General features: G+C 48.4%; 17 protein-coding genes and 3 pseudogenes. 15 read left to right on the top strand and 5 right to left on the bottom strand.

Going from position 1 to position 23129, the window contains the following annotated elements; all coding sequences use genetic code 11:
• The first annotated feature begins 26 nt into the window (after window positions 1-26).
• From IC229_RS30825 to IC229_RS30810, 4 genes are read left to right on the top strand one after another with little or no spacing between them, the layout of a single operon-like run.
• Window positions 27-1673: a PfaD family polyunsaturated fatty acid/polyketide biosynthesis protein gene (locus tag IC229_RS30825; RefSeq protein WP_317171671.1), complete on the top strand. Its 1647-nt coding sequence runs from the start codon at window positions 27-29 to the stop codon at window positions 1671-1673.
• Window positions 1674-1693: 20 nt separating this feature from the next.
• Entirely contained in the window at window positions 1694-2347 is a 654-nt protein-coding gene (locus IC229_RS30820) for a 4'-phosphopantetheinyl transferase family protein (RefSeq protein WP_190892149.1), read from the top strand.
• A 26-nt stretch (window positions 2348-2373) separates the two neighbouring features.
• Window positions 2374-3186, top strand: a complete 813-nt coding sequence (locus tag IC229_RS30815; protein WP_190892147.1) for a hypothetical protein — start codon at window positions 2374-2376, stop codon at window positions 3184-3186.
• 36 nt (window positions 3187-3222) lie between these two features.
• Window positions 3223-4908: an AMP-binding protein gene (locus tag IC229_RS30810; protein WP_190892145.1), complete on the top strand. Its 1686-nt coding sequence runs from the start codon at window positions 3223-3225 to the stop codon at window positions 4906-4908.
• 31 nt (window positions 4909-4939) lie between these two features.
• Here IC229_RS30810 and IC229_RS30805 read toward each other — a convergent pair whose 3' ends face one another.
• Window positions 4940-6271 (bottom strand): NAD(P)/FAD-dependent oxidoreductase, encoded by a 1332-nt coding sequence (locus IC229_RS30805; protein WP_190892144.1) that lies wholly within the window; start codon window positions 6269-6271, stop codon window positions 4940-4942.
• Window positions 6272-6283: 12 nt separating this feature from the next.
• Entirely contained in the window at window positions 6284-7372 is a 1089-nt protein-coding gene (locus IC229_RS30800; RefSeq protein ID WP_190892142.1) for a shikimate dehydrogenase, read from the bottom strand.
• Between the two features lie 404 nt (window positions 7373-7776).
• Here IC229_RS30800 and IC229_RS30795 point away from each other — a divergent pair, with 404 nt between their 5' ends.
• The 4 genes from IC229_RS30795 to IC229_RS30780 all read left to right on the top strand — a co-directional run bounded on the left by IC229_RS30795 (window position 7777) and on the right by IC229_RS30780 (window position 8880).
• The gene (locus IC229_RS30795) at window positions 7777-8043 is read left to right on the top strand and encodes a transposase (RefSeq protein ID WP_190892140.1); all 267 of its coding nucleotides are present in this window, start codon (window positions 7777-7779) and stop codon (window positions 8041-8043) included.
• 80 nt (window positions 8044-8123) lie between these two features.
• Window positions 8124-8405, top strand: coding sequence for a hypothetical protein (locus IC229_RS30790; RefSeq protein WP_190892138.1), 282 nt, complete (start codon window positions 8124-8126; stop codon window positions 8403-8405).
• Window positions 8406-8409: 4 nt separating this feature from the next.
• Entirely contained in the window at window positions 8410-8580 is a 171-nt protein-coding gene (locus IC229_RS30785) for a hypothetical protein (protein ID WP_190892136.1), read from the top strand.
• 6 nt (window positions 8581-8586) lie between these two features.
• On the top strand, window positions 8587-8880 hold the full coding sequence (locus IC229_RS30780; protein WP_190892135.1) for an integrase core domain-containing protein: 294 nt from the start codon (window positions 8587-8589) through the stop codon (window positions 8878-8880).
• Here IC229_RS30780 and IC229_RS30775 read toward each other — a convergent pair.
• From IC229_RS30775 to IC229_RS30765, 3 genes and pseudogenes are all read right to left on the bottom strand, one after another.
• Window positions 8867-9070 (bottom strand): hypothetical protein, encoded by a 204-nt coding sequence (locus IC229_RS30775; protein ID WP_190892133.1) that lies wholly within the window; start codon window positions 9068-9070, stop codon window positions 8867-8869. The genes IC229_RS30780 and IC229_RS30775 overlap by 14 nt on opposite strands.
• 56 nt (window positions 9071-9126) lie before the next feature.
• Window positions 9127-10388, bottom strand: a pseudogene (locus IC229_RS36320) (IS256 family transposase).
• Between the two features lie 694 nt (window positions 10389-11082).
• Window positions 11083-16047, bottom strand: coding sequence for a beta strand repeat-containing protein (locus tag IC229_RS30765; protein WP_190892127.1), 4965 nt, complete (start codon window positions 16045-16047; stop codon window positions 11083-11085).
• A gap of 580 nt (window positions 16048-16627) precedes the next feature.
• Between IC229_RS30765 and IC229_RS30760 the strand changes: the two genes are divergently transcribed.
• The 7 genes and pseudogenes from IC229_RS30760 to IC229_RS30730 all read left to right on the top strand — a co-directional run bounded on the left by IC229_RS30760 (window position 16628) and on the right by IC229_RS30730 (window position 22954).
• A complete protein-coding gene (locus tag IC229_RS30760; RefSeq protein ID WP_190892125.1) occupies window positions 16628-17746 on the top strand; it encodes a serine hydrolase domain-containing protein in 1119 nt (372 codons plus the stop codon).
• 273 nt (window positions 17747-18019) lie between these two features.
• Complete coding sequence (locus tag IC229_RS30755; protein ID WP_190892123.1) at window positions 18020-18454, top strand: YybH family protein; 435 nt, start codon at window positions 18020-18022, stop codon at window positions 18452-18454.
• A gap of 529 nt (window positions 18455-18983) precedes the next feature.
• Window positions 18984-20023 (top strand): annotated as a pseudogene (locus IC229_RS36315) (IS701 family transposase).
• 152 nt (window positions 20024-20175) lie between these two features.
• A complete protein-coding gene (locus IC229_RS30745) occupies window positions 20176-20832 on the top strand; it encodes a DUF2975 domain-containing protein (protein WP_190892121.1) in 657 nt (218 codons plus the stop codon).
• A 3-nt stretch (window positions 20833-20835) separates the two neighbouring features.
• Window positions 20836-21084 (top strand): helix-turn-helix domain-containing protein, encoded by a 249-nt coding sequence (locus IC229_RS30740; protein WP_190892120.1) that lies wholly within the window; start codon window positions 20836-20838, stop codon window positions 21082-21084.
• A 98-nt stretch (window positions 21085-21182) separates the two neighbouring features.
• Window positions 21183-22232 (top strand): serine hydrolase domain-containing protein, encoded by a 1050-nt coding sequence (locus tag IC229_RS30735; protein ID WP_190892118.1) that lies wholly within the window; start codon window positions 21183-21185, stop codon window positions 22230-22232.
• 158 nt (window positions 22233-22390) lie between these two features.
• Window positions 22391-22954, top strand: a pseudogene (locus tag IC229_RS30730) (recombinase family protein).
• Window positions 22955-23129: the final 175 nt, after the last annotated feature.

Here is a 23129-nt window from a genome sequence, read left to right as displayed (position 1 = left end):
TTCTCAGTCAAAAACCTTACACGCTCATGATTGCCAGTTTACCTATCGAGTCTGCCTCAAGAAACGGAATCAGTTACCAACTGGACCGGCCTATGGCGAAATGGTTTGGAAGCCGCCAGACCGTTACGTTCGATGAGTCAGGAATCCGTCAGTTGCTCGAAAGCGCACAGGAACCGTGCTTCTGGGTACGCGATGCACAAGGGCGAATTGGTATCACAACCAGTTTTGGCACGAGCGACCTATCTCAACTTTGTTCGATGGAACTGCTGGCAACACAGCCCCCTTTTCAGGCCGAGCAATTTGGTGATCCGTCCTTCCGAAAAGTCTATGGCACCCGGTATAACTACATGGCGGGGGCTATGGCGAACGGGATTGCGTCTGAAGAGCTGGTCATTGCGCTAGGAAAAGCGGGCTTACTGGCTTCGTTTGGCGCGGGTGGGTTAGTGCCATCGCGGATTGAACGGGCTATAGATACCATTCAGCAGGCGCTGCCCAATGGCCCCTATGCCTTTAACCTCATTCACAGTCCTGCTGAGGAAGCGCTAGAACGGGAAGCGGTAAACCTCTACCTGAAAAAGGGCGTAACGATCATTGAAGCCTCCGCTTTTTTAAGCCTGACCGAACACGTCGTGCGTTACCGCGCAGCCGGACTCCACCGTCGTCCGGACGGATCCATTCAGGTAATCAATCGAATTATTGCCAAAGTCTCGCGACTTGAAGTAGCTACAGTTTTTCTGAAACCCGCGCCTGATACCATACTGCAAAAGCTGGTTGAAACCGGTGCTATAACTTCTGAGCAGGCTTCAATGGCAGCCGACGTACCGATGGCCGATGACATTACGGTAGAAGCCGATTCAGGCGGTCATACCGATAAACGGTCGCTGGTTTGTTTATTGCCAGCCATCCTGTCGTTACGGGATCAACTACAGGATGAAACGCCGTACACCCATCCTGTGCGGATTGGAGCCGCTGGAGGAATCAGTACGCCGGAAGCCGTAGCGGGCGCTTTTGCAATGGGAGCCGCCTACGTCGTGACCGGTTCTATCAATCAGGGTTGCCGCGAAGCTGGTACGTCCGATCATGTGCGGGCTGTGTTGGCACAGGTGAATATGACCGACGTAATGATGGCTCCGGCAGCTGATATGTTTGAAATGGGCGTAAAACTTCAGGTCGCCAAAAAAGGAACGCTCTTTGGGCTTCGTGCCCAGAAATTATACGACCTGTATAACGCGCATCCGAGCTGGGAAGCCATTCCTGAACAGGAACGGATGAACCTGGAGAAAACGCTCTTGGGTGAATCGTTCGATGCGATCTGGTCGCAATGTCTAACGTTTTTCGCTGAGCGCGACCCCGAGCAAATTACGCTGGCAACCGCTAATCCCAAACGTAAAATGGCACTGGTCTTTCGCTGGTATCTGGGCCTATCGTCGGTTTGGGCAAACCGGGGCGTAGCTGGTCGCGAACTGGACTATCAGATATGGTGCGGTCCAGCTATGGGTTCGTTCAACCAATGGGTGAAAGGTACTCGACTGGAATCCTGGCAAAATCGGCGGGTAGCCGACGTAGCGTATCAGCTACTGAATGGGGCAGCTTACCTAAATCGGGTGCAGTATTTGGCTATGATGGGCATACATCTCGATTCGAGCTACCGAAAAGTGTCCGTTACGGCATGAGCTTTTTAGACATAACAGGCTTGAGAGAGTCTCTCCCGAATCCACTTTTTTCGACCGCTACGTCCGCCCTTGGCTTTACGTTGATCGAGAAAGAGCAGCATGAAATCACGCCCGATTTTAAGGTACTTGATACACTAGAACGAGTTCGTTATCAGCGATATCTGAATCCGCAGAAACAGCTGGAATTTCTGACTGGGCGGACGTTTCTCAAGAATGTACTAGCGAAATATCTAGACGTATTGCCCCAGTCCATTTCTCTGTCTCTAACAGCTAATGGGAAACCGTACTTAGCCAAGAGTGCTGGTATCAACGTACCGTTTTTCAATTTGTCGCACGCTGCCGGGCATTACCTGATCGGGCTCTCCAGGTATCCAATTGGCGTTGATATTGAGCCTTACAGGTGGGTTGAACTAATGCGTTTTCGGCATTTTCTAAGTCAAGGGGAATACCAGCAACTTACAGAATTGCCTGAAATCGAGCAATCTAAGATGTTCTTCAAGCTGTTTACCGCCAAGGAAGCCTTTTTGAAAGCAACCGATAAAGCATATCCACTGGATGCGATTCAGTTTCAGTTGAATAATCAGGAATGGCAACTAACCTGTCCGGAAAGCTCCTTTCAGTTCACTCAGACAAACTACGAAGGGTGTTGCATTACAGTTTGCACTAATATGTAGAATCGATACCTAAACTCAATAGCTTTATGAAATCACCAATTATTATTTCATTCAAACCGGCTGCTGAGCTGAGTCCCACTGAGATTGCCGATTGCTATGCGCTGATTGCCCGAACGGGTTTCCCGTTTCCTCCTGGCTATCTGGAGTCAGCGCATCTGGTGCACAACCCAACGATGGTGCTGGCTCATCTGGATGGTGTCCTGGTGGGCATACAGTCGTATTCGCTCTATAAAATAAAAACGCCTTTCCGACGGCGGAACATACCTTTTTTATACGGGGGAATTGGCTTTCAGGATATGACTGCTGCCGGACAAGGCATTGCTCATCACATGTCGGCTCGGTATATGCGATTCGCGCTCGGTCCGTTTTGGATGATTCGTTCTTATGTCTTTTTATTTCGCACGCCCAATCCTAAATTAATACAGCTAATGGGGCTGCAGCATCGACTCTATTTACCGAACAATAACCGGCTTACGCAACCGCTCGTCCAGTTTGCGCAGGATTTTGTACGAAAAGAACGTTCGATTCAATATCCTATTGATGATCGGTTGGTTGTGCTGCCGCCCGATGAAGAACGGACTCAAACGGATATTACGGAGCAGTGGCCTCTGTTGTATCGGTCCTCGAAGACGTCCTATAATCAGCTGGCTTTTGACCTGAACCTGATCGGTCAGGCCAATGGACGCCGATATTTAATGGGTAATTATTTGCTTGTACTGGGTCAATCATCACGTATTCAGTTGCTAAAAGCCGCCTGGAAACTCGGTCGCCGATGGGTGAAAAAACAGCTTGGTTCGCCTGCTCGTAAACCCAAACTAGTGCTTAGCGAACCCATTTAAGCCCGTCAACTAGATCAACGCTTGCCAATAAATCCTATGCAAACGGATACCCAGACGCAAACGGACGTAGTGCCGTTCATTGATTATTTCTATAAATGGGAGCGCGAAAAAGCAGATCAGGTGTATCTGCGGCAACCAATAGGGGATAGCTATGTCGACTATACCTGGGCCGGAGTGGGGCAGCAGGCTCGCCGGATGGCTACGTACCTGCAATCACTTGGCTTGCCGACCGGTAGTCATATTGGTCTGATCTCGAAAAACTGTCCACACTGGATTATCGCTGATATTGCGATCCTGATGAGTGGATACGTATCAGTTCCTTTTTATCCAACGTTGACGGCAGATCAGTTAAACGCATTGCTGGGCCACAGTCAATGTGCTGTCTTATTCGTTGGCAAGGTCGATGACTGGGGCACGATGAAAGCTGGCGTACCCGATGACGTAGTATCAATAAATTTTCCTGGATATCAAACCGATCCAACCTTGCGTTCATGGGATGAAATTATGGCAAACTTTCCGCCAATAGTCGAAAGCCCGAAAGCAGATCTTGACGAGCTGTTCACGATTATTTATACGTCTGGCACAACCGGCATGCCCAAAGGTGTCATGATCGACTACCGGGCAGCTGCCCAACTGGCTATCAATGTCCGGCCAATGACATTTCAGGAATTACCCAATGCCCGTTTTTTTTCGTACCTGCCGCTTTGCCATGTGGCCGAGCGTACGATTGTGGAAGCGATGGGCATGATAACCGGCGGCACGGTTTATTTTGCTGAATCACTGGAAACGTTTGCCAAAAATCTGGCCGCAGCCCGACCAACCCACTTTCTGGCCGTTCCTCGTATCTGGATGAAATTTCAGCAGGGCGTGCTGGCCAAACTTTCGGAACAAAGATTGAATCTGCTGCTTCGCATTCCAGTGGTTTCCAGTCTACTCAAACGCCGTATTCGACAAAGTTTGGGTCTCAATGATGCCGTTTTGATCCTGACGGGGGCGGCACCTACTCCGATTTCGTTAATTCGGTGGTTCCGTCGGTTAGGCATTCGGATACAGGAAAATTATGGGATGACCGAAAATCTGGCGTCCGTTTGCATGATGCCTGCTGATCAGATAAAGGACGGTACGGTAGGACGCATCAATCCGGGAATGAGTGTCAAGATTGATGCGATTACTGGCGAAATCCTGACGAAGTCAGGTTGGATTATGCGGGGTTATTACCGCAATCCAGATCTGACTGCTGAAACTTTAATCGCCGATAACTGGCTGCGAACAGGCGACATTGGTGAGCTGGATTCGGAAGGTTATCTTCGGATTACGGGCCGATTGAAAGATGTGTACAAGAGTTCAAAGGGTGAATTCATTGCTCCGGCTGTGCTTGAAGCCGGGTTTAGTGATAATCCATTTATCGAACAAATCTGCGTTACGGGTCGCGAACTACCACAGCCTATAGCGTTGATTGTCTTGTCGGAAACTACCCCAAAAGTGGCTCAAAAAGAAGTTGAAAAATCGCTGATCGATACAGTAAACGCTATAAATGATCGTGTACATCCGTATGAGCGAATCAGGAAAATTGTCATACTAAAAAAAGCCTGGACCGTAGAAAATAACCTGATAACGCCTACCCTAAAAATCAAGCGGAACGAAATCGAGGCTCAGTTTAACCCATTTATGACTTCCTGGTATGATTGTGCCGAAACTATTGTGTGGGAAGACGCCGGTTAAAAACTAAGGCCTGTTTTAGCACTTTTGCGAATTACCGAGAGGAAGCTATGACGTAGCTTACCGAATTAGATGCTGATTCTTGTTCGCCAGACGTAGTAATCAAGCCTTTGCGTCGACGAGTGAAGGTCAGAGAAAGCCAGTCGCCAATGCCACGTAGCATTACCCGGCGCGACGGCATGAAATAGTTAAAGAAAAACCAGCGCATCAGCCAGGCAATCACCCCCGTAAATTGAAGACCATATAATTCAGTGATTCCTTTCCCCATTCCTAAACTAGCTGATTGTCCTAATCCTCTATACGTAAAAGGTTTCAAGGCTTTCCCTTGAATAGCTCGCGCAATATTACGGCCAACGTATTCGCCGTGCTTAATGGCCCACAAAGCATTGGCAGGACAAGCTTCGCCGGTTTGATGGTGCGTTACGTTACAGGCATCTCCTCCGCCCCACACATCTGTATAACCTGGAATCTGCTGATACCGGTTTGTATAGATTCGCTCCACACTGTCTCTAGTCATACGTTCGGTACCTGGTAATTGAAATCGCGATTGTCCTACTGTGGAAATAACCATGCTACTAGGCAAGAATGAGCCATTACTCAGAAAGGCACCCTCGGAAGTCAATCGAGTTAGACCTGTATTATTGATGACGTCAATGCCATACTGAGACATTATTTTTTCGGCATACTTTACCAGGTAGTTGTAATCAGCCTGTAAAACGGGCAAAACACGCTCGCCACGATGAACTAGCCTGACGCGGGGCTGAATTTGATGAAGCGAAGGATACATGTTCTTTAATATAGTCACGTATTCAACCAGGTTACAGGCTATTTCTACGCCCGTAAATCCACCACCCGCTACCGTAAAGGTTAGAAGTTCCTGTGCTTCTGAGGCTGCTTGAGCAGCTTGCCAGACAAGGGCAGGAATAGCTTCCTTCGTGCGCTGGAATGCCTGGTGTGCTTTTATCTGATACCCGTATTGAGAAATACCATCGATGTTCTCACTATCAAATGAACCGATGCCTAGCAGCAAATGGTCGTAGGGTAGCTGTTTTTCGACTAAACCAGCCGTCATTTTCACCTTAACGGTTTTCGTCTTCAAATCAACGGCAATGGCCTGCCCCTGAATGTGCTGTGCATACGGCATAATATCAGCTAACGGACTCACTTGATTCTGTTCCTGAAGAATACCCGTTAATGTTTCGGCGGTCCATCCATGAAAAGCGTGGTGCGTGTTGGGGCATATTACCGTAATTTCAACTTGCCCATTTCTTAGTTGAGTCCGAAGCTGTTTGGCCAATGATCGGTACGCCCAGACGGATACGTAGCCTCCGCCAAGCAAAATGATTTTGGTAGCCGTTGATTGCATAGTTGAGACGAGTTAAAGAGCGGGAGTTAATGAGAAAGATGATTCGACAATGGAGTCTGGGATTGGCCCAGAAAGTGGTTTGCCAAAACTGTAATCGGTAGACAGATCGAAACCTAAATGCGAAAACCGATTGGCCAGGGTACTGATGTATTCGGCCTGCGCTAAAGTTGGATTGCCAATGCTGAAGTGACCCTCGTATCCGGCCTGAGCCAATAGCATGGTTTCGGCCAGACAGGCATAAGATAGGCCCTGGGGTAGTCCAACGGTTCGTGTAAGTTGTAAGTGATTCATGGAAACTAATCCGCCATCAATAATCGTAACATCGGGCCGCTGTTTAAGTAAGCTCGGGTTGGTATTTCTAGGCTGCGTATCATCTAAAACAATGGCGCCGTTTTTCAAGTGCTGACCGTGTAAAAGCGTATCAGAAGCACTAGTCAGCAAAACAACAATATCAGCTTGACTGACATCGTCCATATCCTGCGAGACATATGGTTTAACGCGCGTATTGAGTGCATGCATATCGATAGCCAGGTTGTTCAGTTTACGTTCGTTGCGGGCGACCAATATGTAATCAGCTTCGGGTTGATACGTAGCCAGGAGCTGAGCAACCAGGCTACCCACACTACCTGTAGCACCCACCAGCGCCACCGTTGGATACCGGTTTGGACAGGTGCGGATTAGTTGGGCTACTTTTTTCCAGGTTATAAAAGCCGTAAATGCATTTCCATTGGTTATGGAAACCGGCGCATTCGTAGTCAATAATTTGCCACCCAGCGTAATAGGGGACGTAAGGGCTCCTAAGCCAACAATTTCGGCTCCGGTCGAGGAGGCTAGCTGAATTGCCTCCTGAACGCGAGGCATCATTGCCTTCTGCTGCTCCAGCAACTGCTGGCCAGAATAGGGTAGCATAATGATATGGCCCTGAGCCTCAGTAGCCTCTGGCGTCAATTTAACATCACTCCAGATAAACGGGGCCAGGGGACGATTACGGAGAGCAAACCGGTAAAACGAGTCGGGAATCCAACCCAGCGGAGCCGCCAGGTGTTTCATATCTTTACGGTAGCTGGAACGAAGGTGTACGAGGAAGGCGAATTTTTTCATAGATTGCTTTGATTGGCGTCTGCTTTTTTGCTTGACGAATCAAATGTATACGCTCCATAAAAAGGCTGCTGGAGAATGTATGCTGTCGACCTGTATTTGTTGGTCAGCAACGTATTTTAGATGGTGAATGGATATAAGCGTCGGTTGTTAATACAGTTCTTATCCTGTGAATAGCATTCTACAAACAGATGGTTTAGCTACCTCAGAAATTCCCATTTCGTCATTTGCTAAAAAAGAAGATCGGTATTCCAATATTCTATTCGTGAAAGACTATCCCTGTCAATGGTTTATCTTAGGTGATATAGTTGTTATTTTTGGTTTTGTAGCCTTCCTCAGAATGTAAGCTTCCCTGAAATTAGGACAGTCACGGATTAGACTCGAAAAGAGCTCGTTTTAACTGTTACATGAAAAAGAAGAAGTTTACCGAAACACAAATCGTAGCTATCCTCAAGCAGTACGAAGCAGGGCGAGAAGCCATGGACGTATGCCGTGAGTATGGCATTTCTAAAGCTACTTTGTTTAATTGGCGAAAGAAATACAGTGGCATGGAAGCCACTCATCTAAAAGAACTTAAAGCCCTTAAAGATGAAAACCACCGTCTGAAACAGATGTATGCTGAACTCAGTCTGGATTATCGACTGGCTAAAGAAATTATCGAAAAAAAGCTTTAAGGCCTTGCCAACAGAAAGAGTTAGTAGAGTGGGCAGTGGAAGAAAATATAACTGTGGGCAGGGCCTGTCGGGTCGTAGGTATGCATCGGTCTAGCTGGTACTATCGGAGCAAAAAGAATGACCAGCCAGTCATTGAGAAGTTACAAACTTACGCGGAAGCTTACCCGACTCGCGGCTTTGATGACTACTATGGTAAGATTCGCAACGAAGGACTCAAATGGAATCGAAAACGAGTGCTACGCGTGTATCGGCTGCTGAGTTTAAAACATCGAAGACGGCATAAGCGACGCGTACCAGACCGAGTGAAGCAACCTTTACAGGTACCCGAAACGATCAACTACAGTTGGAACGGTCCGCCGTAGCGGCATGGATTTTGTGGCCGATGTTCTGACCCGTAAGCGAAAGATTCGAGTGCTAACCATTATTGACGACTGCAGTCGAGAAGTGGTAGCCGCTCATGCTGATTTTTCGTTGCCAGCCCAGAAAGTAGTCGATGTTATGAAAGATATTGCTCTGCAACGTCCTCTACCCAAGTAGATTCGAGTGGATAACGGCCCTGAATTTATAGCGGATAAATTTCGGCAGTGGTGCACAGCGAACAACAGTACGATTCAGTACATTCAACCCGGCAAGCCCATGCAAAACGGCTACATTGAACGGCTTAACCGAACTTATCGAGAGGATGTACTAGATGCCTATTTATTCGATTCGCTTGAGCAAGTTCGGATTCTATCAGATGAGTGGATGGATCAATACAATCATTTTCATCCCCATCAATCACTGGGCGGCTTGGCGCCAGCAACCTATGCCAAGCAAGGGGAAGTTAAAAAAGTCTAAATGCTTGCTGTCCTAATTTGGGTATGGCTACATCTTTCACTGGCTTAAAAATGTTGAATTCTTGTGCAGATTGAGGTTGATTGAACTTTTCGAGCTTGCTTTTCAGCCAAGCCCGATAATAAAGTAAAATCCCAAACAGGAAAAGTAAACCCGTCGCTAAAACGGCGACAATCAACTTAATTGAATTCATAAGAAATCGTATAAATACTGTTTTATAGGGAATGTTCAATGAAGTGTGTCATTCTTTCAACCTTTTAAGTACGGCTTAACTCTGTCGCCAAACAAAATAGCCAATTGTTGTACCGTCAACGACCAATTCGCCAAGGGCATCGTCCAGGTTTCGATAATCCGTTGCGTGGTCAGGTAGAGAATTTTCACCAGTGCACTCTCTGAGGGAAAAGTCCCTTTCGATTTAGTCACACAACGGATTTGGCGCAGGGCGGCCTGTGCCGTGAAAACCCTCGACCGTATTCGTCGTACAAACCACCTTGCGAATGGCGGCTGGATACTCGAAAAAACGGGTTAATCGCAGCCAGTTTCGTTGCCAACTCTCCACCACTAAGGAATATTTACTACCCCATTGACTGGCAAAATCCGCCAGCTTTTGCTCCACTGCTGCCAGGCTAGCGGCCTGATAGATCGGTTTCAAATCAGCCGCTACTGCTTTTTGATCTTTGGAGACCACATACCGCATTGAGGTCCGTACCTGATGCACTAAACAGAGCTGTACGTCTGCTTGAGGAAAGACCGTTTCAATCGCATCACCGAAGCCTGACAGATTATCAATCGAGCAGATTAACAGATCTTTCACTGCTCGGTTTTGTAAATCAGTCAAGACCGTTAGCCAGAAACGAGCGCTTTCTGCATCGCCGATGTAGATACCTAACAGATCTTTACGTCCCTGTAGATCAACAGCCAGCACATTATAAGCAGCCTTGCTAAGGACTTTGCCGTCTTGACGCACCTTGAAGTAAACCGCATCTAACCGCTCCGGCGGCCCGGCAGACAAAGGTGTAGACCGGCTCCAGCGGTCGTGAACCCCACTGCTCAACTAGAGGCAATACTTTATCGGTAATGGCCGAGAGCTGTCCCGTGCTGATGTCGAGTCCGTATAAATCCTGCAAATGATCTTGAATATCCTCATAGGACATGCCCTTGCTATAGAGCGAGAGGATGCGGTTATCGAGTCCTTCACCCAGTGTGGTTTGGCGTTTGCCAATGAGCTTGGGTTCGAAGGAACTGTCCCGATCCCGAGGCATCTCCACGCTAACTGGGCCATGGGCTGTTTTAACCTGCTTGGCTTTACTGCCGTTGCGTCGGTTGGGTCGGTTCTGCTCCACATGGGCCTGCATTTCTCCAGACAGAGCAGCATCCAGCAGATCTTTCAATAATGGAGCCAGTAGACCATCTTTGCCTGTTAATTCTTTGTCACCGGCGAGCATCCGCTGGATGGCCTGTTGACGAAAAGTAGCATAGTCGAAGTTTTCTTCCTGTTTTGTAGGTTCCATTTGCTTGTCAAGTTAGTTCATTCCAACTTGACACACTTGACTGAACACTCTCCCTTCAGCAGTAGCCTCTTGTGCATTGCCACGATCTTTTGCTGCCACATTAAAACGTACCAACCTGCAATTAATTCTTTCTTCTACTGTTTATCACTATCCTAGCTCACGATTAGTTCAGTACCTGAAGGTTAAAAGAACATCTTTAAGCCTAGATTAACGCTTGTAACACCTTTACCAATATCATAATCGTACCGTAACAGTTCGCCCCGAAGAAAGCGATACTTTTGGCTGGAAAAATTAGCTCTTCGTATGAGTTTTATAGCCGTTAATATTCAATTACAAGTGCCCAGTACGCTAAGTTTCACTAGTTCAATTGCAGCACAAGACTTTCTTTTTTGGGGATATGAGGATCAACAAGTACTCCCTTTCGGGATTTACGACACAGAAACCGATCAGGTAAGTATTTATACGCATGCAGGGAAACCTATTCATAAGTTACAGGAAGATATAATCCGCAAAACGGCGCTGAAGTATATCAAGATGCTTTAGGAACTGCCAGTTGATAGGGCGAATGATACGTGCTAATAGCAGATGTACTTGATTACGCCTGAGTTTGGCTCATGAAGAAAAGTATAAACAACTTTAATATCAACAAAGCCGGGCTAACAGCCCGGCTTTGTTGATATTTACTAAAGAGTAACTAATTGCCTCCTAGCCGCAATCGACTGCCAGTACCAAATAGTAACTGACCACCTGTACCATAAATCATCCGTAAAGCTTGGCCCTGATAACTAACGGGTAAGCTCACGGCATGGACAATCGTCACTACATCAGTGGGCAGAGGCACCCTGCCACATGACCATACACTGGCATCATTCCAGTTACCTGCCTTCACCGTGACCATATTCACACAAGACGTAGTGTTGCTCACGGTAATCAGGAACGTAGTAACAGCCGTTAGACCACCCGGATCAGTGGCCACCACCGTTACCGTAAACGGTGAACCCACCGTTGTGGATGGGGTGCCACTGATGGTCGAAGGAGCCGTGAAGTTCAGCCCAGCTGGTAGCCCACTTACACTGAAGGTTAGCGTGTTCGGCGTTTCGGCATCCGCAAAGACACCCGCAGAGATGGTCATTGTGAATGCCTGATTAACAGGAGCTGTTCGAGAACCAACAGAGCCTACAACGGTCGGGGCCGTATTGGGAACGGGTCGGACAAATAGCGGGAACGTAGTACTTACCGACAGTCCGCCCGGATCAGTAGCAACTACGGTCACCGTAAAAGGCGAACCCACTGTAGTAGAAGGCGTTCCGCTAATAGTGGATGCGCCTGTAAAATTGAGTCCAGCCGGTAGACCACTCACACTTAAGGTAAGATTATTCGGTGTTTGGGCATCAGTGAACGTGCCCGGTGGGATGTTGAAGCTATACGCCTGACCTACCGTAGCGGTTTGATTACCAATCGAAGCTACCACCGTGGGAGTCGTGTTAGGTGGTGGACTCACCGTCAGGGTAAACGTAGTGCTCACTGATAAACTGCCCGGATCAGTGGCTACTACCGTCACACTGAAGGGGGAGCCTACCGTTGTGGAGGGCGTGCCACTGATGGTAGCAGGTGCGGTAAAGCTTAGCCCATCGGGTAATCCGCTCACACTTAACGTTAGATTGTTGGGCGTCTGGGCGTCGGTGAAGGTATTGGAAGCGATGGTAAAGTTGTACGCCAAACCCACCGTGGCACTTTGTGGGCTGATGGCCGAAGCCACCGTCGGTGCGGTGTTGAAGGCTGTACCCAACGTAACGATATCTGACCGGAACTTCTTGAAGTTGTTCTGCGACAGTTCTTTAGCAATGGTTCCGTCGTTATAGTATACGGCATCGCCATTATCAACCAGCAATTGAATCTGACTCGCGTCCGTCAATGGCGTAGGCACTTCAACAACCGACTCAAAACTACCATTGGCATTGACCGATGTCAGGTCTGCCAAACGTAGCATGGGTAAATCCGCCGTATTTCCCGTCCAGGTGTACAGTCGGAAATCATTGGGAGCTGCTCCTGCTTCTCCGGCCGGGCCTGCAATAATGATGTACTCGTTCGTACTGTTCTTCCGAATCTCCCGAATACCCCGTCCACCCAGATCAAATTCAATCGGCGCACCGAACGTAGCGCTGCCTTGCGTACCGCCATTTGCAGCCGTTGCCAACGTAGTGAAATTCGTTACGGGAATAACCAGTGCGTTGGCACGACCCGTTGGCGGAACCTGTGGCGCCCGGAATGCTACGTAGGCAGTTGTATTATCAGGAGCCAGTTCAAGCCCTTCAGCGTTAAAACCAATCGACTGTTTCGAACCGACACCGTCAGCAGCGCTGGCCGCCAGACCATAGTAATTAGGCCCTTTTCCATGGATGTTATTGACGTCCCAGGCAATAATGTCATTGCGCAGATAATCATAACGACCAACATACGACAACGTCGTTCCGGCCCCTGTGCCTGCTACGTCCGTCGCGAAAATGCGATTGCGATTCGGACGGTTGTTACCACCGTCGGCGTTACTTAACGACCCCATCCAGAAAATCCGATTGTTCAGGCGCGTAGCCCCTTCGATATCGACTTCGCGGGGAACACCGCCCGAAATGTCGGTTAAGGCCAGCGACGTAGTGAAGTCAAATCCGGCGATGGGTAATCCTGAATTCTGGCGGTTGTAAAGACGTAGCACCTGATTCTCATCGTCGGCAACCAGCATTGTGTTCGCATCGATTGAGATGGCTGTCGATGCGTCGCTAACGCCCGTATGGAAACGGGTGGAGGCTGGTGTTGCCGACGCGGCCGACGCTGCATAGTTAATGACATACGACGACGTATTAACCCCATCGCTCACCGTTATGGTTATGACCGAGTACCCCACTCCTGCCGGAGCGATTTTAAGATTCCGCGTTGAACCTGAACCGGTTAATGTCAGACTCGATGCAACCGACGTATTGCTCGATGTAGCCGTTACTGTTAAATTGGCAGCGGGCGTATCGGCGTCGGTGAGCGTAAAATTAACGCCAAGGGTAGTGAACGGGTCCGTTGGGTCGTTGATAACACCACTGACCAAACCCGATCCGGAGACCGACAGACTTAAGTAAGGCGTTGTTGTATTGGCAACCTGAATCGCGGGAGCGGCCGTAACGGGGTTGTCGTTATCGGTAATGGTTACACTCACCGAATTTGTGGCGATGCCATTATAAGCCGGATCGCTACTGGTTGTGGCCTGAGTAATCACCGCCGTATGCGTTCCTTCCACTACGTTATCGTCTAGTGCTGAAACTGTTACGGTCTGGGCTACGCTATACGAAGTTGGTGTGAAGGTCAGCGAAACCGGGCTTGCCGATAACTGACTGCCCGACGTAACCGTTACCACTACGTCAGCCGTTGGCTGGCTATTGAGTTTTACGGTATATGAATCCGTAGCTCCGCCTTCGGCAACGGTGGTGCTACGTCCTGATTCGATGACTAGCACCCGATTTAACGGCGTGTAATAGCCACCCGGATTTCCTACATTACCTGTCGTAGCCGAATACGAATTCTGACTATCGCCCACTACAGCAAGTTGGTACGTAGCAGCCTGATTGTTACCCAAATTAGCAGGTGCGGTCCAGCCACTGACATCGGCAGTACGTACCGATCCCGGAATAGCCTGATCGTTGAACGTAAGCTGATCAACTGATATGCCAGCGGCATCGTAAATGTTGATTTCATCACTACGTCCCAGGTTCTGGGTGTTGCTACCAAGTACTTTAACCGAAGCGGGCAGATACCAGGCTGTGCGGAAAGTAGACGCATTGGCTTCCGTAAAAACAACCGATTCATTCGGCTGAACCACGCCAAAACCGCTTAGCGAAAACGAACCGGGTGTGCGGGCGACGTCGCTGTAGCTCCAGCCTGTCAGATCGATAGGCGCATTACCCACGTTCGTCAGCTCGACGTACTCGCCGGGCGTTCCGTTATACATATATTCGGTGATACGTATCACACCCGCCGGTGCCGGATTTACCGACAGCGAGAACGTAGTAGTGGCGGTGTTGCTGGCCGGATCGGTCGCCGTAATCGTAACCGACGATACTCCGCTTGCCGTTGGCGTACCGCTGATCACCCGGCTTACCGGATCGAAGGTCAACCCGTTGGCGGGGCTGATACTGGCCGAGTACGTCAGTGCGTCGTTGTCGGGATCGGTAAAGGCGTTCACGGTATAGGAGAACCCGACGCCCACCGTCGCCGTCTGGTTGCTATTCGTGGTGGCAATCGGTGGCTGACTGGCATTAATGGTGATTCCGAACGTTGCCGTTGTAGAGGCACCGGCTTCATCGGTAGCAACCACGGTTATCGCCGATGAACCAGTAGCCGTAGGCGTACCGCTAATGACCCGCGAAACATTGTCGGCACTCAGGCCAGCCGGTTCTCCCGTAATGGCATACGTGATGGTCTGGCTTTCGGGGTCTGTAAATGCAGGAACGGTGTAGCTAAACGGAACGTCCACAATACCCGTCTGATCGGTAAATGTAGGGGCGGTTGGGGGCTGATTAGTAGCCGCAATCGTTGTCGTAAACATAGTTGTTGAGCTGTTGTTGGCTTCATTCCTTTCGGCAATTGCATTCGCCGGATCAACAACGGCGGCACCTGGTTGGGCTGTAATCGTACCAGCTGCTGCCGCCGATACACTAACCGTTAACGTAGCACTGCTTCCTGAAGAAAGTGAACCACCCGTAAACGAAACCACACCACCAGCCTGACTAGCCGTAAAACCGTTTGTTTCGGTAGTGCCAATGAACGTAACACCGGCGGGTAATGTAAACGAAACTGGTACGTTAGCCGCAGAGCCCGTGCCGGAATTCCCCACCACTAAACTATAAGTGAACAATTGTCCCGCTGTAGCCGATGCAGGTCCTGTCAGCGATACGTTCAAATCAGGCTGGGAAACAGCGAGAGGCTGGGACGTAACGGTAATTTCGTCGAGACGGATTTCAGGTCTGTTACCGCTACCTGAAATTTCATAGTAAATCCAGCGTAACTGAACTTCAGTCTGATTTTCTACGCTGGCTGGCAACGTAACAGGAGCAAAAATCTGAGCACCTACGATCGCACTGGAGGTATAAAGTGAAGTCCCCGCTACGTTGGTAAACGATGAGCTGGTACCTATCCGATATTGTAGTTGAAGGCCCCAGGTTCGGGCGCCAACCGTACTGGTGCCCCCAGTCCAGCCAACCTGAATATTCTGACGACCCGTAGTATTAAGTCCCAGAACAGCATCGCCAACGTAGCGGGTATTACTAGACGCACCAGAAATACAGTTATCATAACGGGGATCGCTCGTACCGATAAAACCGATTCCATCATCACCTTTTCCGTTGATTCGGGATCGGGCAGTAAGGTTGTAGGCACAATTATAATCTCCCGAACTGGGGGTGGCCGTTGTCGGGGCGGCTGAACCTACAAAATGGAAGACCATATTCGCTGGGTATGTACCGGCTGTTGACGCAGCGGCCCAGCCCGTAAAGCTGTATGGTCCGGTAGAAAGCGAATAAGGGGCTGGGCTTGATTGGCCCCAACTGCCCGAGGCAGTCAGCAGGACAACGGATAAGCTAAAGCAAGCCCGAAAAACACGGCTAAGGAAAACGTGCTTCATAAAAAAGATGATAAGTGCTGACGATTGCAGAATTCCAGGTAACAAGTCGGAGAGTAGACTATCTGGGTAGAGCAAAAGTAGTAACGACATCCGTCACTATACGGCCATTTAACAATCTGTTAATACCTTACTTGGACGAATTAATATTGTCGTAACAATACCATCGGGAAGTCTATTTTCTTCCTAAAGATGTTTCATCGCAATTGCTACGTTACCTAACCAGTGAGAAGAGGAGAGGAAGCATTGATCAGTGAAGATTTAAGCGCCTTAGTCGTTTTGCAATATGAGTAAGCAATTAGACAATCTGCTTTTAACAGAATTAACGTATACTTTTCTGAGAGAAGGTATGCTACTAACCAACTGAGTTAGCCACGCCTTCGCTTGCAACTAAATTACAGTCAAGAACAGATTGTATCTATAGGGTTTAATATTCTCTTAAAACGTTCTTACTTGAGACTAATAAACCTTCGTGTATCTGCACATTAATTAGGGCGTTTAGGAAGATTAAAATAGTGCTCAAATCCTGATTTGAGTGGTTTCTGCCGAAATTGATTCGTTTTTTGCCTCAAAAACATGAACGATGAAAGCTCTTTTCTTTCTGTTGGTAGTACCTGCCCTATGGTGCCAGGCCCAATCTACTAAAGCAACAGCGGAAGCGGCCGATACGAGCGGCTTTGCTGCCAGGCTGGAAGCCTTGCGCCAACATTACCAGATTCCCTCCCTTTCCATCGGTATTGTTCAGGGCAAAAAACTCATCTGGTACCGCGGGTTGGGCTATGCCGATATCGAGCAGAAGATTGTGCCCACGGAGCACACCATCTATCACCTGGCTTCGGTCACCAAAACATTCGGATCGATCATCCTGATGCAGCTGGTAGAAGCGGGCAAGATCAATCTAGATGATCCCGTCACCAAGTATGGAATTAATCTGGGCGCCCGCTGGGGAGATGACGACCGCATCAAGCTCAAACACCTGCTGACTCATACCGCACAAGGCAATTCATTTAACGGCTTTAAGCCCGGCTACAGTTTTGGCTACAACGGCGATTACTATGGCCGGTTGATCAAACCTATTGAGCAGGAAGCGGGGCGAAGCTTCGGGCAGCTGATGGTTGAGCAGATTATCCGGCCACTAGGACTGACCCACACAGCACCTAATCCGGCCGATATGGTCAATTTTTCCCTGACCGGCTACGACCGGACCGCATACGACCAACTAATAGCAAAACCGTATGATCTGGTGAAGGGACGGGTCGTGCCTGCCACTTATCCGTCATACTTTGGTCCATCTGCAGGTTTGCTCTCCTGCGTCAGTGATCTGGCAATTTATTCCATTGCGATTGATGAAGGTCGTCTTTTAAGTGCTGCCACTTGGGAGCAGATTTTTACTTCGTTTCGATCGCCGAAAGGCAAGCCCATGCCGTATGGTCTGGGGTGGTTCGTCCAATCCTACAAAGGGATAAAACTATTGTGGCATACGGGCTGGTGGACGGGAAATTCATCCCTACTGATAAAAATTCCCGAGAAAGATTTGACGTTCATTATCCTAGCTAACTCGCAGGATTTGAGTCGGCCTTTTTATGCCAAGTACGATATTTTTCGCACCAATCCACGCTTACAGAAAGACCTCCGGGCATCGGCATTTGCCCGTGCGTTTCTGGATCAGTTCGTTTTTCACTCTATTCCTTTATCTTATTAAATCGTTCCTTTTTAGAAGCGTTAAACTGGCGTATGTGAAATGTGTCCGGGAAATAGGCCACCGGCGGGCTGTTAATTCTTCCATCACTGGTGTCGCAAGGGCAGGAGAGCGGACTGACCCGGCCTCACGACCCAAGTAATATAACATTCAACCAAGGGGTAAAGGGGGTGAGAAAAGTGTATTACTGTTTTTATAATCTGATGCAATGGTAAAACAGTTGACTACTGGCGGTCGTTGGGTTTTATACTGTATCCTAATAATCACTCCACGCGCATGAACGATCCACAACACATTACTCAGCTAAAAGACGACTTGGTAGCTGCTATTCAACGCAAAGACGTAGCCGCTTTCGTGGAGACCTTTGCAGATAAGACGGTGATGTATCAACTGAACCCACCCCTGCGATTCAGGACCGGTGATAACGCCCCCGGTGCTGGTGGAATCGAAGCGTGGTTTGCCACCTTCGAGGGGGCAATTAGTCTGACCTACCAGGAACTGGAAATTACTGTTGGCGATGAGGTAGCCTTCTGTCACTGTTTAGAACACTTAAGGGGCGCGCGTACGGACGGAACAAAGACGGATATATGGTACAGAGAAACGCTGGGACTGCGTAAACTAGATGGCATCTGGAAGATCACTCACCAGCATCAGTCGTTCCCCACCTATATGGATGGTAGTCAAAAAGCGGCCACCGACTTACAGCCATAAGATAACCAAGCTACCTGATTTCCTAAATGCTCCCACTTGAGACGAATAAGGGTGCTTAAACTGTGTCCTAAAAGGCTTGTTTAACTTGTTCTTAGCCAAAAAATAGTTTCCAAGCTCCCCAAATGTAAACATACCCCGTCCATAAGCCACCAATAACATACGCAATCCAAGATAAAGCTCTCTGATTCCCAAATCGATAGGTTATAAAGCCGTAAATCAGTAAAAGCGGACCTATCCAAAGTATAGCAAAATAAGTAATGCCCATGTCTGGAAGGACGCTTGGAGAGTTTTTACTACTCAAGAGATAAACCAGAGGGAAAACCAGAGCAACCAAGACGGCGAAAGAGAGTAACGGATATCGATGCATAATCGTAATGTATTGAGTGCGATACGCCTGTCATAGAAAGCCGAACGGATAAGAAGAAGCTTCCATGTATACACCTCTCAAATGGGGCGTTTTAGGATAAGGTAAATTAGACTAATAAATTTAGGACTTTCGCTTATGAATGAAATTTGAGAGTTTAGGCGTATGATTGCAAAACGTGAATACATTGAGTACCTGTTGAGTACGCCCTTCAACTATACCTGCACCAACATGGCCGATCATAAACCCAACCTGAGCCATGATGTGGTCAGCGATTTTCTCCGGCGGGAAGGGAACGATTCACCCCTGCCGATCTGTGGGCTGTCGTCAAAACCCGCATCAACGATTCAGCATCAGCTTCCATTTTGGTCGATGATAGCCTGCCCGATAAACGCTATTCCAACTTTATCGAACTAGTTAAGAAACAGTAGTCGGGCAATGAGCCTGGAACCCTGAAAGCAATCGGCTTGATCAACTTCGTCCATTCCTCAGGTAATGATGGCGATTTCTGGCCGATTGATTATCGAATTTATCATCCTGAAACGGACCGTAAAACCAAGAACGACCACTTTGCCCAGATGTTCCGGCGACTCATTACCCACAAACAACTCAAAGCCAGAGGCCTCCTGTTTGATAGTTGGTATGCCTCGGTGGATAACCTCAACCTGATCCATCGAGCGGGTTGGACATTCTTCACCACACTGAAGAGCAACCGGCTGGTGAGTCTGCATCGAGATAGGGGTTATCAGCACTTAGACACCTTGGTGTTCACGGATCAGACGCTGAGTAGCGGGCTGATTGTCAAGCTGAACGAACGGGGCCGCCCGGGCGGTCCCGTTCCAGGTAAAGTTGTTCAAGCTGGTTGCCCCAAACGGCGACATTGACTGGGTCATCACCGCTCGGGCCCCCGCAATGACCTAGACGCATCTGTAAATCGGTTTGTCGCTGAGTTAGCCAACGACAATCGGTGGCAGATCGAGACGTTCCATCGGAGCTTCAAGCAGTTGACTGGCTCGGAGCGGTGTCAGTGCCGCAAAGCCCGTTGGCAAGGGAACCACTTAGCGTGTTGCTATCAGGCTTGGGTGGCGTTGCAAGTCAAGGCTAAACAAGTCGGGCCAACCATTTATCAAGTACGAGCGCGGTTGTTGACTCACTACTTGAGGCATGAGTTAGCCAATCCCAGCATGCAGGCAATCAATCTATAAGCGAAAGTCCTAAATTGTTAAAGACTGAATTATCTTAGCCCAGTAAAGAATCTCTATGCCTATTCAATAAATACTTCTTGCTATTCGATCAATATTTATTGAATATCAATAAATATTCGTTTATTTGTATCATCAATATAAGCTCGATACATATGGAAACTAATTCACCCTATTGGGTATTCCCCACCGTCAAGCGGCTGGTTACCCTTTTCTATTACCTGGTGTTGGCTGTTCTAGTCCTATTCGCGGCCATGAGTTGCCTGAAGCTGTTAAATGCACAGACCGGTCCATTTCCACTGGGTCAAGAACAACCCAACTATATATCTATTCCGGTAGCCTGGGCGCCAGCCAGCGATAAAACTATCACCACGACTGGACAGCCTCAATTGTTTTTAACCCCACAAAAACAGACAGGCCAACTCCAAGTTCCAATTCGTTCAGTACCTGGTCTATTGATGAGCCTACTAGGACTAGTCGGCTTGGTAACAGCAGCCTGGATGTTCTTTTTACTCCGCCAAATTTTTCGCTCGGTTCACATCCAATCTCCTTTCCAGGCGGCTATTGCCCGTCGCATTACGACCATGGGCTTCCTGTTTTTAGGGCAAACCACTGTTGAACTGCTCCTTAAACTGGTGCTGTGGCATCAGACCAGGCCTTATTTCGGACAAATTCGACTCGCCAGTCAAGCCTGGCTGAGCGTGGATATTCAGTTGAATGGCCCCTGGTTACTTGGTTTGATTTTACTAGCCTTAGCCCAAGTTTACCGACGTGGCATCGAACTTCAACTCGAAAACGAATTAACCGTCTAACCCATGCCCATTATTGTTAACCTGGATGTGATGATGGCCAAACGCAAGATGTCGCTCTCCGAATTGGCCCAGAAAGTAGATCTCACGCTGGCCAACCTCTCGATTTTGAAGACCGGCAAAGCCAAGGCGATCCGATTTAGTACCTTGGAAGCCATTTGTAAAGCCTTGGATTGTAAGCCGGGAGACATCCTCGATTTTGAAGCAGACAGCCACACCTTATCAAAGCCGCTCGACAATCACGCGCTGCTCTGATTCCTCCAACAGTTCCCCCTTAGACATTCTACTTTATGGTCCATACACAGATTAACCGATGGAGGCTAAGTCTGCAGTTATCAGCTTTGCTGACACTGATGAGCTTACCTATCTTGGCTCAATCGCATCGTCCCCCTTTACAGACGGCTCTTCCCTCTATTATGGATAGTGCGTCTATTCCGGCTTTATCCATTGCTCTCATTGACAATGGACAGATTAGTTGGTGTGAGGGGTTAGGCGTAAAAGATACCATCACCAAGCAACCTGTTTCAGCCACTACTATTTTTCGAGCTGCATCCTTGGGCAAGCCAGTATTCGCATATGCCGTCTTACAACTAAGCCAACAAGGCAAAATAGCGTTGGATACGCCCTTAGTGAAGTATGTGCCAACGGGCTATTTACAGACTCAGTTTTTAAAAGGACCCATGTTGGATGATCGGATCGCCTTGATCACGGCTCGTATGATATTAAATCATACCAGCGGTTTGCCCAATTGGCGAACCGAGGAGAAGGCCCTGGTTACCCTGTTTACACCCGGTAGTCGCTACAGCTATTCAGGCGAAGGCTATTATCTGCTCCAACTGGTAGTTGAACACCTGGTCAAGCAACCTATTGAAGCCTTCATGCAACAGACTGTTTTCAAACCCTTAGGGATGAGCCATTCCAGTTACGTGTATCACCCAGCTGACTCGCTTGCCTATACCCGCTCGTATGATGGGACGGGACGGCTAGTGCCCGATGAGGTTGAAGCAGCCAATGTGGCCCATACGTTACGAACGACCGCTGGGGATTATGCCCGCTTTGTGCTAGCCGCTATGATGCCGACAGGAGTAGATACAAACCCGTCTACTACCTTACTGAGTTCACTGGTGAAAACCGATATTTGTCAGCCAGGTCAAGTCTCCTGGGGGCTAGGCATTGCCGTTCAACACACCACTAATGGCGATCTATTTTGTCAGTGGGCTAAAAGCCCCACGGCGAGTGGGTATGTAATCGGCTCCTCAAGCCAAAAGAAGGCGGTGGTCTATCTAGTTAATATCGCCAATCAGGGCTTACGAGTTGGCAAGCGTATGGTGGAACTAGGATTGAATTATGTCGATCCATTATTTGCCTATTTCGGAGTTCGTCCCTATAACGCCCGCCCGTAAAATGGCAATGGGCTATTCATATACATGCTATGATTTATGGTTCTGCTCTAGTCGACCTGGCCTTTCCTCCACGTAATCAGGATATCTGCATGCACTAAACCCAAATAAGGGACTGATGAACTACCTATTGCTGCTAATCTAATTTCTGAAACACTATCATGTTATTCGGATATGCACGCGTATCTACGCAAGATCAAAACCTAGCCCTCCAGCTAGATGACCTTCAAAAAGCGGGTTGTCATAAAATCTTTCAGGAAAAGGTCTCCTCGGCCAAAGTACGGCCGCAACTTTAAAGGCTGCTGGAGATACTACGACAAGGGGATACAATCATGGTTTGGAAATTGGATCGCCTTGGCAGGTCTCTACAAGAGCTTTTCACGCTAATCAATGACTTCCAAAGTAAAGGAATTGGTTTCCGAAGTTTGAACGATGCCATTGATACCACCACTGCTCAAGGTCGCTTAGTTTTTAACCTATTCGCGTCACTGGCCGAATTCGGAGATCTGATCCGTGAACGAACCAAAGCGGGTTTGGCGGCAGCTCGTGCCAGGAAACGCATAGGCGGACGCCCGAAGGGTCTCACTGCCGAAGCTCAAGAGAAGGCACGAGCCGTTAAATCGATGTATTTCATAAAGACACATACGATCTTAGAAATTGGTCGTCTGTTTCATTTGAGCCGAGCGACGGTTTATCGGTATTTAGCTTGGCAAGAAGAAAAATAACTATTTGTTGATAAATGGCACTTCTTCAAGAAATGGGCGTGGCTGTTGCACAACTCTGCCTGTGCCTAAAATAGATGAATGGGTTGAGTTTTTGTATCGAAGCTGTTTAAACTTTCCGTTTTCGGTTGATTTTTCGTAGAAAAATGACCGAGAATGCGATAAAATGCAGGCTCAT

It is taken from the genome of Spirosoma profusum (assembly GCF_014699005.1).
Lineage (GTDB): Bacteria > Bacteroidota > Bacteroidia > Cytophagales > Spirosomataceae > Spirosoma > Spirosoma profusum.
The sequence above is the reverse complement of the archived record's forward strand: the minus strand, read 5'-3'. Positions and strand labels throughout refer to the sequence as shown.

What these genes read in the sequence shown, in the direction of transcription:
- IC229_RS30825 (WP_317171671.1), top strand. Translation starts at nt 27, where the DNA reads ATGATTGCCAGTTTACCTATCGAGTCTGCCTCAAGAAACGGAATCAGT.
- IC229_RS30815 (WP_190892147.1), top strand. Translation starts at nt 2,374, where the DNA reads ATGAAATCACCAATTATTATTTCATTCAAACCGGCTGCTGAGCTGAGT.
- IC229_RS30810 (WP_190892145.1), top strand. Translation starts at nt 3,223, where the DNA reads ATGCAAACGGATACCCAGACGCAAACGGACGTAGTGCCGTTCATTGAT.
- IC229_RS30805 (WP_190892144.1), bottom strand. Translation starts at nt 6,271, where the DNA reads ATGCAATCAACGGCTACCAAAATCATTTTGCTTGGCGGAGGCTACGTA.
- IC229_RS30800 (WP_190892142.1), bottom strand. Translation starts at nt 7,372, where the DNA reads ATGAAAAAATTCGCCTTCCTCGTACACCTTCGTTCCAGCTACCGTAAA.
- IC229_RS30795 (WP_190892140.1), top strand. Translation starts at nt 7,777, where the DNA reads ATGAAAAAGAAGAAGTTTACCGAAACACAAATCGTAGCTATCCTCAAG.
- IC229_RS30790 (WP_190892138.1), top strand. Translation starts at nt 8,124, where the DNA reads ATGCATCGGTCTAGCTGGTACTATCGGAGCAAAAAGAATGACCAGCCA.
- IC229_RS30785 (WP_190892136.1), top strand. Translation starts at nt 8,410, where the DNA reads ATGGATTTTGTGGCCGATGTTCTGACCCGTAAGCGAAAGATTCGAGTG.
- IC229_RS30775 (WP_190892133.1), bottom strand. Translation starts at nt 9,070, where the DNA reads ATGAATTCAATTAAGTTGATTGTCGCCGTTTTAGCGACGGGTTTACTT.
- IC229_RS30765 (WP_190892127.1), bottom strand. Translation starts at nt 16,047, where the DNA reads ATGAAGCACGTTTTCCTTAGCCGTGTTTTTCGGGCTTGCTTTAGCTTA.
- IC229_RS30760 (WP_190892125.1), top strand. Translation starts at nt 16,628, where the DNA reads ATGAAAGCTCTTTTCTTTCTGTTGGTAGTACCTGCCCTATGGTGCCAG.
- IC229_RS30755 (WP_190892123.1), top strand. Translation starts at nt 18,020, where the DNA reads ATGAACGATCCACAACACATTACTCAGCTAAAAGACGACTTGGTAGCT.
- IC229_RS30745 (WP_190892121.1), top strand. Translation starts at nt 20,176, where the DNA reads ATGGAAACTAATTCACCCTATTGGGTATTCCCCACCGTCAAGCGGCTG.
- IC229_RS30740 (WP_190892120.1), top strand. Translation starts at nt 20,836, where the DNA reads ATGCCCATTATTGTTAACCTGGATGTGATGATGGCCAAACGCAAGATG.
- IC229_RS30735 (WP_190892118.1), top strand. Translation starts at nt 21,183, where the DNA reads ATGAGCTTACCTATCTTGGCTCAATCGCATCGTCCCCCTTTACAGACG.